Below are 13946 nucleotides of genomic sequence, written 5' to 3'. Positions count from 1 at the left end.
AAGGATGGTCATGAAACTACCTCTCAACATGTTGGCGCAGATGCGCGCCGCAACCCGCAATCTGTTGGGCAGCGGTCCCGCCGCCGCCACCGAAGCCATTCAGCAGGCGCTGTCCGCCGCCGGCCTGGCGCCGCAGGCGGCGTCCACACAACAGCAGCCGATGCGCGATATCAATCAGCCACCTGCGCCACCACCGGCGCAACCATCTGCGGCAACGCAACCGCAAGCTGACGCCGCGCCCCCCACACCCGCGCAGGCGGCGCAGGACTTCGCGCAGGATTTCATGGCGCGCCTGGGCGTGCCGGCAGGCCTAGGCCAGCACAGCTTCGACATGCCCAGCTTCGAGCTGCCAAACTTCCACCCGTCCGGCTTCAACGCGCCGGCCGCCACACCAGCGGAGATACCCGCCGGCGCGCAATTCATCGACGGCGTGTACCGCAACCATGCGGGCACGCGTTCGTACAAGCTGTATATCCCCAGCAGCTATCATGGCCAGGCCATGCCGCTGATCGTGATGCTGCACGGCTGCACTCAAAATCCCGACGATTTTGCCGCCGGCACGCAAATGAATGCGCTGGCAGAAGAAAAGGAGTGTTTTGTCGTCTACCCGGCGCAGACGCAGGGCGCCAACAGTTCGCGCTGCTGGAACTGGTTCAACGCCATCGACCAGCAGCGCGACCAGGGCGAACCGTCGCTGATCGCCGGCATCGCCCGGCAAGTCATCGACGACTACCCGGTCAACGAGCGCGAAGTGTTTGTCGCCGGCCTGTCGGCGGGCGGCGCCATGGCCGTCATCGTCGGCACCCTGTACCCCGACCTGTTTGCCGCTGTCGGCGTGCATTCGGGTCTGCCCTTCGCTTCGGCGCAGGACTTGCCGTCGGCGCTGGCCGCCATGAAGGGCGGCGCCATGCCCAATGCCCAGCGCAAGGCGCCGGCGGGCGGCGTGCCCATCATCGTTTTCCACGGCGACCGCGACACCACCGTCAACCCGCGCAATGGCGATGAACTGATCGCCCAGGGCGTGCGCAGCCAGGCGGGCGGCAAGGCGGCCAAAGCCGCTTCCGTCGATGGCAGCGTGCCGAATGGCCACCGCTACACGCGCACCACGCACAGCCAGGCCGATGGCTCGCCGCTGGGCGAACACTGGGTCATCCACGGCGCCGGCCATGCCTGGTCCGGCGGCAGCGATAACGGCAGTTACACGGACGGCAAAGGGCCGGACGCCAGCCGAGAGATGCTGCGCTTCTTCAAGACCGTCAGCTGATGTTTTCGGCGAACGGCGCGATCTGCCGCTGCTTGTCGGCTATCTCGCACACGCCGTCGGCATAGCGGTTGGAGATGGCGATGAACTGGTCCTGGATCTGCAGGAAGGCGTCGACGATCTCGGCGTCGAAATGCGAACCGCGCCCCTCGACGATGATCTGCACGGCCTGCGCATGGTCCATGCCCTGCTTGTAGATACGCCGGCTGATCAGGGCGTCATACACGTCGGCCAGCGCCATCAGGCGCGCTGAAATCGGGATGGCTTCGCCAGCCAGGCCTTGCGGGTAGCCGCTGCCATCCCATTTTTCATGGTGGCTGTAGGCGATCTCCTTCGCGTACTTGAGGAAATCGACCTCGATGCCCAGCTCGTGCTCGGCCGCCAGGATGGCGTCGCGCCCGAGCGTGGTATGCGTCTTCATGATGGCCATTTCGTGCGGCTCGAAACGTCCCGGCTTGAGCAGGATATGGTCGGGAATGCCCACCTTGCCGATATCGTGCAGCGGCGCCGTCTTGAACAGCAGTTCGATATTCTTGTCCGTCAAAAAATCGCGGAAACGCGGCAGGCCGCGCACTTTCTCGGCCAGCGCTTTCAGATAGTGCGAGGTGCGGCGGATATGGTTGCCCGTCTCGCTGTCGCGCGTTTCGGCCAGCGAGGCCATGGCGTGGATGGTGACGTCCTGCAGCGCCGCCACCTCCTGCACGCGGCGCTCCACCTCCGTTTCCAGGTACTGGTTCTGGTCGCGCAAGAAATCCTGCATCTGCTTCATCGCCAGCTGCGTCCTGATGCGCGCCAGCACGATGGGCGCCGAAATCGGCTTGGTGATGTAGTCGACGGCGCCCAGCGCCAGACCCAGCTGCTCGTCGGCCACTTCGCTCATGGCAGTGACAAAAATCACGGGGATGCCGGCCGTGGCGGGATCGGCCTTCAGCGCGCGGCACACATCGTAGCCGCTCATGCCCGGCATCATGATGTCGAGCAGGATCAGGTCGGGCTGGTCGCTGCCGGCGGCGATCTTCAGGGCGCGTTCGCCATTGACGGCGATCTTGGTGCGGTAATCGTCTTCCAGCACCGCGCGCAGCAGGTCGATATTGTCTGGTGTGTCGTCGACCACCAGAATGGTTGGCTTGCTTGCCGGCGCTCTCATGCCCGTCCTTCGCTCTGCATAGTTATCCTTGTCACAGTGTCAGCTCCAGCGCATCGGCTACCTCGCCCAGCTGCGCCAGCGCACCTTCGAAATCGTATTGTCCCAGCATGCGCTTCAACTGGCGCGCGTGTTCCGCCTGCCCGGCCGCGACAAGCACGGGGCCGATGCCGTCCAGGTGCTTGACGGCCTGCGCATCGTCCTGCAGCAGCAGCTGCGACAATTCGCGCAAGCCCGCTTCCAGGTGCGCCCGGTCCACCGCCGCCACTGGCGCCACCGCCGCGCCGCCCGCCTCGGCCACATGGCCGCGCGACTGCATGGCCAGCACGATCTTCGGCACCAACTCGTCGAGCGCCAGGGTGCAGGCGGCCAGCGCCTGCGGCAAGCCGTCGTGCGAACCCAGGCTGAGCAAGTGCTCGACCCGCGCGGCGCTGTCGGCCAGGCCGCCGGCGCCGATATTGCCGGCCAGGCCCTTCAGGGTATGCGCTTCGCGGATCGCCGTCTCGAGCTGGTTGTTCTCGATGGCGGCAACGATGCGCTGCATGGCGTCGAACTGGGTTTCCACAAAACGGTCCAGCAATTTTCGCATCAAAACGGCATTGCCGCCCACGCGACGCATGGCTTCCGCCATTTTCAGACCGGCGATCACGGGCAACTCCGCTTCCGGCTGCGCCACCACCGCCGTCATTGCCTGCGGCGTGGCTGGAGCGATCCAGCGTGCCAGGGTACCGAACAACTGCGCCACGTCGATCGGCTTGGCGATGAAATCGTTCATGCCGGCATCCAGGCATTTTTCCTTGTCGCCCACCATGGCATTGGCCGTCATGGCGATCACGGGCAAATTCGAATAACGGGGGTCCTGGCGCAGCTTGCGCGTCGCCTGGTAGCCATCCATCACCGGCATCTGGCAATCCATCAGCACGCCGTCATAGGCGTTTTCCTCGATCTTCGCCAGCGCGATGGCGCCATTGCCCGCGATGTCGACGCGGATGCCGGCGTCGTTGAGAATATGCTGCGCCACTTCCTGGTTGACTTCATTATCCTCCACCAGCAGCAGCCAGGCGCCGCGCAAGGCACGTTCGTCGTCGCGGTAGCTGCTCTGGCGCTGCGTCTTGCGGCTCTGCCCCGTCACGCCGCCAAACACGAACGATATCTGGTCGAGCAGGGTCGAGGCGCTGACCGGCTTGTTCAATACGCCGTCGAACGGCAAGTCCCGCTGGCGCGCCGCCTCCAGCAGCGCTTCGCGATGGAAGGCCGTGACCATGATGCAGGCCGGCGTCGCATCGATGCCGGCGGCATCGGCGCGGATGCCGGCCAGGGTATCGAGGCCGTTCATGCCCGGCATTTTCCAGTCCATCAGCACCAGTCCGTACCCTCGCCCCTCGGCGCGCGCCTGCGCCACGGCGCCGATGGCCAGCACGCCGCCAGACACGGCACGCGCCTCGAAGCCCAGCGCCGTCAGCATGCTGACGAAGATTTCACGCGCGCTGGGGTTGTCATCGACCACCAGCACGCGCAGGCCCTGGAATTGCTGCTGATGCTGCAGTTGCGACAGGCTGTCGCGCGGCACGGCGGCCAGGCCGAAGCGGGCAGTGAAGAAGAAGGTGCTGCCCACGCCCGCTTCGCTGACCAGGTCGATCTCGCCTTCCATCATTTCCACCAGGCGCTTGCTGATGGTCAGTCCCAGGCCCGTGCCGCCATGGTGGCGCGTGGTCGAGGTGTCGGCCTGGGTAAAGGCCTGGAACAATTTGCTGCGCTGGGGCGGCGTGAGGCCGATGCCCGTGTCGCGCACATCGACGCGCAAGACAGCCGCATGTTCTTCCAGCTGCTGCAGGCGGATGCTGACGACGATCTCGCCCTTGTCCGTAAACTTGATCGCGTTGTTGGTCAGGTTGATCAGCACCTGGCCCAGGCGCAGCGGGTCGCCCTGCAAGGCGTTCGGCACATCGGGGGCGATGTCGAACAGCAGTTCGAGCCCCTTGTCCTGGGCGCGCATCACGGAAAGGTCGGCGATCTGCGCCAGCACGTCCTCGAGGAAGAAATCGACTTTTTCAAAGGCCATCTTGCCCGCCTCGATCTTCGAGAAATCGAGGATGTCGTCGATGATGGCCAGCAGGTTCTTCGAAGCCGATTCCACCTTCTCCAGATAGTTGCGCTGGGTCGACGTGAGGTCCGTCTGCAGTGCCAGGTGGGTCATGCCGATGATGCCGTTCATCGGCGTGCGGATCTCGTGCGACATGTTGGCCAGGAAGTCCGACTTCATCTTGGTCGCATCCTCGGCCACTTCGACGGCGTGGCGCAGATCCTGCTCGACAGCCAGACTGGTACTCATGTCCTTGAGCGCCTGCAGCAATTCGCCCGTCTCGTCGCGCGACGTCACTTCGATGACGGAACTGAGGTCGCCATTGGCCACGCGCGTGGCGATCGCCACCGCCTCGCCCAGCGGACGCGTGATCGAGCGCGCCGACCAAGCAAAGGCGAGACCGGTCAGCAAGGCTGCCAGGCCGATGCCGCCCATCAGCAGCAGCGAGGTATCGATGTCGTTGCGTATCCGGGCCGCGCTGTCGCGGATCAGTTGCTGCTGCAAGTCATCGAGCTGGCTCACGTACAGCAGCACTTTTTCCAGCACCGGCAAGGTCTGCGTCTGCATGGCCTGCTCGGCGCGGGCATCCTCGCCGCGCTCGACCAATTCGAACATCGTCTTGAGCGACACATAGTAGTCGGCGCGCGCCAGGTGCATCTGCTCCAGCAGGCGCCGTTCCTCGGGCCGCGCGTCGAGACCGTCGAGGATGCGCACCTGCTCATCGATGCCCTGCTTGATCGCCTCCAGGCGCGCCTGGTTCGCCTGGCGCAGCGCCGGCTCGTGCTGGCTCGGCAGGTTGCCGATGCGCGTGGCCGCCTCGCGCGCCAGTCCATGGATCTTGCTGGTGGCCTTGGCGGCGACCCAGTCGCGCTGCAAGATATCGTCGGTCTCGGCGCGGATGGCATAGATGCGGCTCCCCGCCAGGACGATGACGACCAGCATCAGCACGATCAAAATGGCATAACCGGCATTGATGCGCACGCCGATGCGGATATCCCTGAAGCGCATAACTTTCCTGTAAGAAATTCTTAAAAATCGAAGTCTGAACGTATTCCCCTACAAAATGCAAGGTCTTTTGCAAAGGAAAAAACGCGCCGATGCGCTTATTTGGCCGGCGTTGCTGCTGGAGGGGTCAAGGCGGCGATGCGCTCTTGCAGGCAGGCGGGGCACCAGCAGCCCACGGCAGCGCTGCCGGGCACGGGAACGGCCGGCGGCAGAGCCAGGCACCAGCAGGGCTCTTTGGCGTCCGGATCGCGCTGACCACACTGGAAGGTGGCGCCGCACAGGCTGCATACGCTCATGGCTGTGTTTGAATTGGCAAGTGTGTGTCCTGCCGCGCCGGGGTGCGACGCAGATGTAACGGGCAGTAAAAGGGCTGGCTGGGGGGCATATCGGGCCAGACTATAGGATCATCAGGGAAAATACAACAAGATCGCCCTATAATGCCTCCAAGATTTTCTTCTTCCCTGTAAAATCTCACAAATCTATTTTCCGGACTCGCCATGAATCAACTAGCTAACTTGAACCTGGACATGAATGACGACTTGACGGCGGTGTCGCCACAAATCAAGGCGCAGATTCTGGCCGAGGCCCTGCCCTACATCCGCAATTTCCATGGCAAGACCATCGTCATCAAGTACGGTGGCAATGCCATGACGGACGAACGCCTGAAGCACGGCTTCGCGCGCGACGTCATCCTGCTCAAGCTGGTCGGCATGAACCCGGTCGTGGTGCACGGCGGCGGACCGCAGATCGACAACGCGCTGAAAAAAATCGGCAAGCAAGGCACCTTCGTGCAAGGCATGCGCATCACCGATGAAGAAACCATGGAAGTGGTGGAGTGGGTGCTGGGCGGCGAAGTGCAGCAGGATATCGTCATGCTGATCAACCATTACGGCGGTCAGGCTGTGGGCCTGACGGGCAAGGATGGCGGCTTGATCCGCGCGCGCAAGATGCAGATGCCGGACCGCGAACATCCGGGCGAATTCCTCGACATCGGCTTCGTCGGCGAGATCGACGCGATCAACCCGGCCGTCGTCAAGGCGCTGCAGGACGACGCCTTCATTCCCATCATCTCGCCGATCGGTTTCGGCCAGGATGGCCAGGCCTACAACATCAACGCCGACGTGGTAGCCGGCAAGATCGCGGAAATCCTGAAAGCGGAAAAGCTGATCATGATGACCAACATCGCCGGCGTCCAGGACAAACAGGGCAACCTGGTGACCGACCTGTCGGCACGTGAAATCGACGAGATGTTCGCCGACGGCACGATCTCGGGCGGCATGCTGCCGAAGATCTCGTCCGCGCTCGACGCCGCCAAGTCCGGCGTGAACACGGTGCACATCATCGACGGCCGCATCGAACACTCATTATTGCTGGAAGTGTTGACCGAGCAAGCTTTTGGTACTATGATCCGTTCGCACTAAAAAAATCGCAACGGATCACAGCGAGTAGTTTGGCGGCGCAGATCACCTGGCGCCGCTTTTAATTTGCCCTTGTAGCTCAGTGGTAGAGCACTCCCTTGGTAAGGGAGAGGCCACGTGTTCGATCCACGTCAAGGGCACCAGTATCCTTTCCCCGCAGCTGAGAAAATGTCTATGGCGGCGTTGTACTGCCTCGCCGTACATGCGTACTGTCTTCGTCAGTACGCCTTGCCCTGAACACTTTTCCATCTGCTCTGCCGCGTGTTTTGCGCGGCGGAGCTAGCGTCATCTATTCTTCCTGCTGTCGTTAAAACTAATAAATCCGCTCGACCTTCAAGCCCTTCTGACGCAATAAATCCGGAACGCTTTTCGTTCCCACCAGGTGCAGCACGCCGATGGCGGCCAGGCTGGACTTTTCGCGCGCCAGCAACCTGGCGATGCCGTCGGCCAGGGCGGGGTTGCGGCCATCCAGCAACACCTTTTGCACGAACTGGGCGGCGAACGACGGGTCTGTCGCTGCCTTGGCGGCCAGCCTGTCGAAGGCGGCGGCATCGGCCGTGCGCCAGGCGTTGGCGATCTCGCGCGCTTCCTGGCTTTGTTCCTGGTCCTCGATCGACGCCACGCCGTCTTCCAGGAAACGGCACTGGTCGGCCGGCGACATGGCGCCGAACAGCGCCATCTGGCCTTCCATCGACTCGAGTTCCACCACGGGAATCTTGCGCGCCTTGGCCTGTTGCGACAGATAATTGTCGACGGCCAGGTCGGAGCGGTAGCCCAGGGTGGAGAACTCGCCGATGGCCAGCATGCTGGCCAGCATCCACGGCTTCATCGGCGCCACCGACTCGGCTGGAATGCCGTATTTTTGCAACAGCGGGGCCAGGCGCGGGGCCAGAGTCTGACGGCAATCAAGCGGCACTTGGCTGCCCGGCGCCTCCATGCCGTACTTCAGCACGGCGCCCAGGGCGGCGCGCGGGTCGGCGCCGGGATCGATCTCCAGCGCCAGCGCGCCAGCCTGGTGCAGCGCCTGCGTCACCGTCGGCTCGAGCGGATAAAAATCGGGCGCGCCGACGTGGATGGTGCCGAACAGATACAGGGTATGGCTGGCGTCCTGCACCTTGAACAGGGCGCCCCGGTTTTGCGCCGCAGGCGGTGCTTCGGCAAAGGCCGCCGGCAACGGCAGCAAGAATAATCCGCAAAACATCACTATAATCTGGCGTCGCATGGTTTTCCTGATTGTTGAATTTTTCATCTTGCTTATCATCTTGCCTAAAGACTCCTGTGCCTGTGTCCCATCTTAACCGCTCGTCGCCGGTCTGGCTGTTTGACCTCGACAACACGCTGCACAATGCCTCGCACGCCATCTTCCCCACCATCACGGCCAATATGAACACGTATATTGCCCGCGTGCTGGGCGACGGCGTGACGCCGGCCGACGACGCCATCGTCAATGCGGCGCGCGCGGCCTACTGGCGCCGCTATGGCGCCACCTTGCTGGGCATGGTCAAGCACCATCAGGTACAGGCAGCGCATTTTCTGCACGAGACGCATGCATTCGACGATTTGCGCGCCATGATACGCGCCGAGCGGGGGCTGGGGGCTTTACTCAAACGCCTGCCTGGCCGTAAAATTTTACTCACCAACGCGCCGCTGCGCTATTCGAGCGACGTGATGCGCCACCTGGGCTTGCGCCAGCATTTTTCGCAGCATATCGCCATCGAGGCGATGCATGTGCACCGCCAGCTGCGGCCCAAGCCATCGACCCTGATGCTGCGCAAACTGATGCGCAAGCACCAGATCCGCCCTGGCCGCTGCATCCTGGTGGAAGACACCCTGGCCAACCTGAAGGGTGCGAAAAAACTGGGCCTGCGCACGGCATGGGTCACGCAATACCTGAAAATGGCGGATCCGATCGGCGTGGCGAAGTTGCCCAAGGCGTTAAATCGCCCCGCTTACGTCGATGTCAAAGTAAAATCTGTCCGGCATTTGGCACGCCGCCTTCACCGTCTGCGTTGAAGGGAACTCCTGGGCTTCCGGTTGACGCCGGAAGCTGCACCGCTAGCGGCGGTGACGGACCTCCCCATCAAGGCAGCATTTTTTTTAACGACAAGAGAAAATATGGCAAGCACACCGCCGGGCCAACGCAGGCTACAAATTCTTCAGGCCCTCGCCGCAATGCTGGAGCAGCCGAAAGGCGAAAAGATCACCACTGCCGCACTGGCAGCCAGACTGACCGTGTCGGAAGCGGCCCTGTACCGCCATTTCGCCAGCAAGGCGCAAATGTTCGAAGGGCTGATCGAATTCATCGAGTCGAGCGTCTTCGGCCTGATCAACCAGATCGCGGAAAAGCACAGCGATGGCATGACGCAAACGCGCGACATCGTCGGCATGCTGCTCAATTTCGCCATCAGCAATCCGGGCATGACGCGCGTATTGATCGGCGATGCGCTGGTCAATGAGGACGAACGCCTGCAAGTGCGCATGAACCAGTTCTACGACCGCGTGGAACTGGCGCTCAAGCAGGCCTTGCGCGTGGCCGCCGCCGAAGGCCATGGCAAGGAAAGCGAAGTGGCGGCGCGCGCCACCCTGATCGTCGGCTTCGTCATCGGACGCTGGCACCGCTACGCCAAGAGCGGCTTCAAGATCAATCCCTCCCAGGAAGCGGCGCTGCAAATCGCCATGCTGCTGGGGTAAATCACCGCCGCGGCTGTCCCCATGCATACCGACTGTTTCGCCCTGCTCGACGACGCCAGCACCCCAGGCGCCGGTTCGCGCCTGTACACGGGCCTGGCGGCGGTCTTGCAGTGCACCGAGGGGCAGGCCTGGCCCGAGCTGCTGGAAGGCCTGCAAGACGCCTTACATCGCGGCCAGTACGCCGTCAGCGTATGCAGCTACGAGCTGGGGGCGCATTTGCTGGCCATGCCGCCGCGCGCGGCAGGCATCAACGCGCCGCCGCTGGCGCAAGTGCTTGTCTTCGACCATTGCACGCAGCTTTCACAGGACGAGGTGGCGCAATGGCTGGACGTGCGTGTCCACGCCGACGCAGCGCCGGCCGGCGTGGCCGATATCCGCGCGAATGTCGACCAAGCCGAATTCACGCGCGCGCTTGACCGCATCCACGACTACATCGTGGCCGGCGACACCTATCAGGTCAACTACACGTATCGCTTGCGCTTCGACGCCTTCGGCTCGCCCCTGGCTCTGTATGCGCGGCTGCGCGCGCGTCAGCCCGTGCCCTACGGCGCGCTGGTGATGCTGCCCGATGGCGGCGCCCTGCTGTCGCTGTCGCCGGAGCTGTTCGTGCGCCATGCACAGGGCGAGCTGATGGCGCGCCCCATGAAAGGCACGGCGCCTGCCGCCCCTGCCGACCAAACGGCAGAAAATATGCGCCGCGCCAGCGCCCTGGCCAATGACCCGAAGAACCGCGCGGAAAACCTGATGATCGTCGACCTGCTGCGCAACGACATCGGCCGCATCGCCGTCACCGGCTCCGTCAAGGTGCCGGCACTGTTCGAGGTGACGCGCTACAGCAGCGTGCTGCAAATGACCTCCACCGTGCAGGCGCGCCTGCGTGACGACGCCAGCCTGGCCGACGTCTTCCTGGCCTTGTACCCGTGCGGCTCGATCACGGGCGCGCCGAAACGCCGCACCATGGAAATCATCGCCGAGCTGGAGCCGGCGCCGCGCGGCATCTATACGGGCGCCATCGGCTGGTTCGACCCTCCCGCCGCCGGCGCTACCCACGCGGTGGGCGACTTTTGCATGTCCGTGCCGATCCGCACCCTGGCCTTGCAGCCGGCTGGCCCTGACAGCATCCGGCGCGGCGAGATGGGCGTGGGTGCCGGCATCGTGCTCGACAGCGACCCGCACGAGGAATTTGCGGAGTGCCAGCTCAAGGCCCGCTTCCTGACGGGGCTGGCCAATGACTTCGAACTGTTCGAGACCCTGCACGCCAGCCGCACCGGCGGCTGTCGCCAGCAAGAGCGCCACCTGGCGCGCCTGGCCGCCTCCTGCGCCTATTTCGGTTTTGCCTGGAGTGAGAGTGCCGCGCAGGCCGCGCTGCAGGCGGCCTGCGCGGCGCGCCCCGACGACGCGCCCTTCCGCCTGCGTCTGGCGCTGCGCCAGGATGGCCAGTTCACGACGCAAAGCAGTGCGCTCACCGCCCTGCCGGACATGGTAACCATCCTGCTGGCGCCTGACGCCACGACTGCCGGCGACCTGTTCCTGCGTCACAAGAGCAGCGTGCGCGCACGCTACGACGCGGCCTGGCGCGCGGCCGAGGCGCGAGGCAGCTTCGACATGCTGTTCTTTAACGAACGGGGCGAACTGACGGAAGGCGGGCGCAGCAATGTCTTCGTCCGCCTCGATGGCCGCTGGCATACGCCGCCCCTGTCCTGCGGCCTGCTGCCCGGCGTACAACGCGCCGCCATGCTGGCCGATCCCGCCTGGGACGCGCAGGAAACCATCATCACGCGGGCCATGCTGGCGCAGGCCGAAGCGGTTGTCGTGTGCAACGCGCTGCGCGGGGCGATACCGGCGCAGCTGGTTACCTGATATCTACCTGCATCTCGTAACCACCATAAATCATCCGCTTGCCATCGAACGGCAGCTTGGCCGGATCCATCATCTCGGCCAGGCGCGGGTCTTTCATGACCTTGTCGTTGATTTCATCGCGCTTGGCGCGCGACGCATACACGATCCAGGAAAACACCACCACTTCGCCATCCTGCAAGTCCACCGCCTGCGGGAACGACGTCAGCTTGCCTGGCTTGACGTCATCGCCCACGCATTCGCGAAATTCCAGCGCGCCGTACTCGCGCCAGATGGCGCCGCAACTGCGCGACATGGCCAGGTAGGCTTCGAGCTTGGCTTTCGGTACGGGCACCACAAATCCATCGACATACGCCATGATGTTCTCCTTGGTTGTGACAAACGCGAACAACCAGCTTAGGACAATGATGGCAAGACGACAAGCGCGGCATTAAAAAAAAGCAGGCGATCAAGCCTGCTTGCGTGTCGGCAACTTACAGCGCCAGCGCTTTTTCCACCGCGCCCACCAGTTTCTTGTCGTCCGGCGTCACCTTGCTGGGGAAGCTTTCCACCACTTTACCGTGACGGTCGATCAGGTATTTGTGGAAGTTCCAGGCCGGGGTCTTGCCCGTCTGCTTGATCAAGTCCACATACAGCGGATTCGGCGCGGGGCCGGAGACCACCGATTTGGCGAACATGGGAAACTTCACGCCATAGGTGTTGTAGCAGAAATCGGCGATTTCCTTGCTGTTGCCCGGCTCCTGCTTGCCGAAATCGTTCGACGGGAAGCCCAGCACCACCAGGCCCTTGCTGCCGTACTTGGCGTACAGCGCCTCGAGCCCTTCATATTGATTGGTAAAACCACAATAACTTGCCGTATTGACCACCAGCACCACCTTGCCCGCGTACTGGCACAGGTTTTGCGGCGCTTCATCCTGCAGGCGGTTGAAGGTCTGCTTGAGAATCGCGGGGCAGGCGGCCGGCGCGACGGCAGCTGTAGCGGTTTCGGCGGCATGGGCCGGCATGGCCAGGCTGGCGCCGGCGGCAAGGGTGGTGAGCGCAAACAGCTGGGCAAGAGTCTTGGACATGAAGGGCACCATGGTTGAACGGAAAAAACCATTCTATGTCAAACGCCGCGCGCGCGCATGAGGGCCACAAGAACAGCAATTGCTTGAGCGACATCAACGATAGTGCAGTACTTGCCCATCGCACAGTTTTTTTACCTATGCTCGGCCTTCCTATCCCATTTCTTGCCTTGTGGAGTCGCCATGCCCTTCCCGCACCTGACCGCATTACCCACCGCCCTGCTGGCCGCCAGCCTGCTCACCCTGGCGCCAGGCGACACGCTCGCCGCCACGGCCGCCAAAGCGGCCAAGCCCGCCGCGACCAGGGACGCCCCCGCCCTGCCCGGCTACCAGGCTGACCTGAGCCAGACCACCGTGTCCGGCCTGTCCTCGGGCGGCTTCATGGCGGCGCAGTTTGCCGTCGCCTACTCGGCCACGGTGGCCGGCGCCGGCATCATCGCGGGGGGCCCGTATTTCTGCTCGGGCCAGCCGGGCCGCTTCCCCTACATCCCCTACCTGACGAATGCCCTGACCACCTGCATGAATCCGGGCAGCGCGCAGGTGGCGCCGCCTGTCGCCAGCGAATTGCTGCGCGCGGCGAACGACTTCGCGCGCGCCCGCCTCATCGACGACACGGCCAACCTGAAACGCCAGCGCGTGTATCTGTTCAGCGGAACGAAAGACCAGACCGTGACGCGGCCGGTAGTGGAACAGGTGGGGAAATTCTATGCGCTGGCGGGCACGCCGGCCGAGCAGATCCGCTTCGTCGACAATGTCGGCGCAGGCCATGCCATCATCACGGACAACAATCAGGACAAGGCTTGCGATGTAACGGCGTCGCCCTTCATCAATGACTGCGACTTCGTGCAGGCGCGCGACATCCTGCAGCACCTGTATCCGGACCTGCAGCCCGCGTCGACCACGCTGACGGGCAAGTTGATCGCCTTCAACCAGCGCAGCTTCATCCAGAACGCATACTCGAGCATGAACAACACGGGCTACGCCTACATCCCGAAAGCCTGCGACAACGAAAGCTGCCGCGTGCACGTGGTCTTCCACGGCTGCTTGCAAACGACGCAAGCCATCGGCGACCGTTTCTATACCAGCACCGGCTACAACCAGGTGGCGGACGCCAACAAGATCATCGTGCTGTATCCGCAGGCCGAACCGAGCCCCGTCTACCCGTACAACCCGAAAGGCTGCTGGGATTTCTGGGGCTACACCAGCATCAATCCGATCGACCCGGATTTCTACCGCAAGAGCGGCACGCAGATGGAAGCGGTCAAGGGCATGCTGGACAGGTTAGGATCGGCTCGCAACAGCCGTCGATAACGGACGTCACGGATGCTTAAAAAAAATCGTAGCGAGCGGCAACGAGGCTCGGCGCCCCCAGCTGGCTAAGAAGCGCAGCTGTACTGAGTACGGGGCCGCCGAGGCAGCGCGC

Annotated in this window: 12 protein-coding genes and 1 tRNA gene; 7 read left to right on the top strand and 6 right to left on the bottom strand. The window is 63.5% G+C overall.

The genetic code is table 11. From position 1 onward, the window contains the following. Positions 1 to 10 precede the first annotated feature (10 nt). Positions 11 to 1264 (top strand): PHB depolymerase family esterase, encoded by a 1254-nt coding sequence (locus tag O3299_RS20305; RefSeq protein ID WP_305063078.1) that lies wholly within the window; start codon positions 11 to 13, stop codon positions 1262 to 1264. Here O3299_RS20305 and O3299_RS20300 read toward each other — a convergent pair. From O3299_RS20300 to O3299_RS20290, 3 genes are all read right to left on the bottom strand, one after another. Next, a complete protein-coding gene (locus tag O3299_RS20300; RefSeq protein ID WP_251349544.1) occupies positions 1257 to 2408 on the bottom strand; it encodes a two-component system response regulator in 1152 nt (383 codons plus the stop codon). The genes O3299_RS20305 and O3299_RS20300 overlap by 8 nt on opposite strands. Positions 2409 to 2439: 31 nt before the next feature. Further along, on the bottom strand, positions 2440 to 5496 hold the full coding sequence (locus tag O3299_RS20295) for a response regulator (RefSeq protein WP_099665915.1): 3057 nt from the start codon (positions 5494 to 5496) through the stop codon (positions 2440 to 2442). 95 nt (positions 5497 to 5591) lie between these two features. After that, the gene (locus tag O3299_RS20290; protein ID WP_305063077.1) at positions 5592 to 5789 is read right to left on the bottom strand and encodes a cysteine-rich CWC family protein; all 198 of its coding nucleotides are present in this window, start codon (positions 5787 to 5789) and stop codon (positions 5592 to 5594) included. Positions 5790 to 6020: 231 nt separating this feature from the next. On the opposite strand from O3299_RS20290, the gene argB reads away from it, so the two are divergent. After that, entirely contained in the window at positions 6021 to 6914 is an 894-nt protein-coding gene (argB, locus tag O3299_RS20285; RefSeq protein ID WP_010393729.1) for an acetylglutamate kinase, read from the top strand. A 65-nt stretch (positions 6915 to 6979) separates the two neighbouring features. Further along, positions 6980 to 7054 (top strand) — tRNA-Thr (locus O3299_RS20280). Between the two features lie 170 nt (positions 7055 to 7224). On the opposite strand, the gene O3299_RS20275 is transcribed toward O3299_RS20280, so the two are convergent. Further along, positions 7225 to 8094 (bottom strand): TraB/GumN family protein, encoded by an 870-nt coding sequence (locus tag O3299_RS20275; RefSeq protein ID WP_305053700.1) that lies wholly within the window; start codon positions 8092 to 8094, stop codon positions 7225 to 7227. 95 nt (positions 8095 to 8189) lie between these two features. Here O3299_RS20275 and O3299_RS20270 point away from each other — a divergent pair, with 95 nt between their 5' ends. The 3 genes from O3299_RS20270 to pabB all read left to right on the top strand — a co-directional run bounded on the left by O3299_RS20270 (position 8190) and on the right by pabB (position 11462). Continuing rightward, positions 8190 to 8924 (top strand): pyrimidine 5'-nucleotidase, encoded by a 735-nt coding sequence (locus O3299_RS20270; RefSeq protein WP_077398423.1) that lies wholly within the window; start codon positions 8190 to 8192, stop codon positions 8922 to 8924. 102 nt (positions 8925 to 9026) lie between these two features. After that, a complete protein-coding gene (gene slmA, locus O3299_RS20265) occupies positions 9027 to 9602 on the top strand; it encodes a nucleoid occlusion factor SlmA (protein WP_305053699.1) in 576 nt (191 codons plus the stop codon). A 21-nt stretch (positions 9603 to 9623) separates the two neighbouring features. Next, positions 9624 to 11462 carry an aminodeoxychorismate synthase component I gene (gene pabB / locus O3299_RS20260; RefSeq protein WP_305053698.1) on the top strand — a complete coding sequence of 613 codons (1839 nt, stop codon included), beginning with the start codon at positions 9624 to 9626 and terminating at the stop codon, positions 11460 to 11462. On the opposite strand, the gene O3299_RS20255 is transcribed toward pabB, so the two are convergent. Both O3299_RS20255 and O3299_RS20250 read right to left on the bottom strand, forming a co-directional pair. Next, entirely contained in the window at positions 11455 to 11817 is a 363-nt protein-coding gene (locus tag O3299_RS20255) for a DUF1428 domain-containing protein (RefSeq protein ID WP_251349549.1), read from the bottom strand. The genes pabB and O3299_RS20255 overlap by 8 nt on opposite strands. 115 nt (positions 11818 to 11932) lie before the next feature. Then, positions 11933 to 12526, bottom strand: a complete 594-nt coding sequence (locus O3299_RS20250) for a glutathione peroxidase (protein WP_289912542.1) — start codon at positions 12524 to 12526, stop codon at positions 11933 to 11935. A gap of 180 nt (positions 12527 to 12706) precedes the next feature. Between O3299_RS20250 and O3299_RS20245 the strand changes: the two genes are divergently transcribed. Continuing rightward, the gene (locus O3299_RS20245) at positions 12707 to 13834 is read left to right on the top strand and encodes a poly(3-hydroxybutyrate) depolymerase (protein WP_305053697.1); all 1128 of its coding nucleotides are present in this window, start codon (positions 12707 to 12709) and stop codon (positions 13832 to 13834) included. Positions 13835 to 13946: the final 112 nt, after the last annotated feature.

It is taken from the genome of Janthinobacterium sp. SUN176 (assembly GCF_030587335.1).
Taxonomy (GTDB): Bacteria; Pseudomonadota; Gammaproteobacteria; order Burkholderiales; family Burkholderiaceae_D; genus Janthinobacterium; species Janthinobacterium kumbetense.
Note: the sequence above shows the minus strand (reverse complement) of the source record. Positions and strands in the feature narration are given on the sequence as shown.

Excerpts from the sequence above, each read along its gene's own strand:
- O3299_RS20250 (WP_289912542.1), bottom strand. The coding sequence starts at position 12,526 with ATGTCCAAGACTCTTGCCCAGCTGTTTGCGCTCACCACCCTTGCCGCC.
- O3299_RS20255 (WP_251349549.1), bottom strand. The coding sequence starts at position 11,817 with ATGGCGTATGTCGATGGATTTGTGGTGCCCGTACCGAAAGCCAAGCTC.
- O3299_RS20305 (WP_305063078.1), top strand. The coding sequence starts at position 11 with ATGAAACTACCTCTCAACATGTTGGCGCAGATGCGCGCCGCAACCCGC.
- O3299_RS20245 (WP_305053697.1), top strand. The coding sequence starts at position 12,707 with ATGCCCTTCCCGCACCTGACCGCATTACCCACCGCCCTGCTGGCCGCC.
- O3299_RS20295 (WP_099665915.1), bottom strand. The coding sequence starts at position 5,496 with ATGCGCTTCAGGGATATCCGCATCGGCGTGCGCATCAATGCCGGTTAT.
- O3299_RS20300 (WP_251349544.1), bottom strand. The coding sequence starts at position 2,408 with ATGAGAGCGCCGGCAAGCAAGCCAACCATTCTGGTGGTCGACGACACA.
- slmA (WP_305053699.1), top strand. The coding sequence starts at position 9,027 with ATGGCAAGCACACCGCCGGGCCAACGCAGGCTACAAATTCTTCAGGCC.
- argB (WP_010393729.1), top strand. The coding sequence starts at position 6,021 with ATGAATGACGACTTGACGGCGGTGTCGCCACAAATCAAGGCGCAGATT.
- pabB (WP_305053698.1), top strand. The coding sequence starts at position 9,624 with ATGCATACCGACTGTTTCGCCCTGCTCGACGACGCCAGCACCCCAGGC.
- O3299_RS20290 (WP_305063077.1), bottom strand. The coding sequence starts at position 5,789 with ATGAGCGTATGCAGCCTGTGCGGCGCCACCTTCCAGTGTGGTCAGCGC.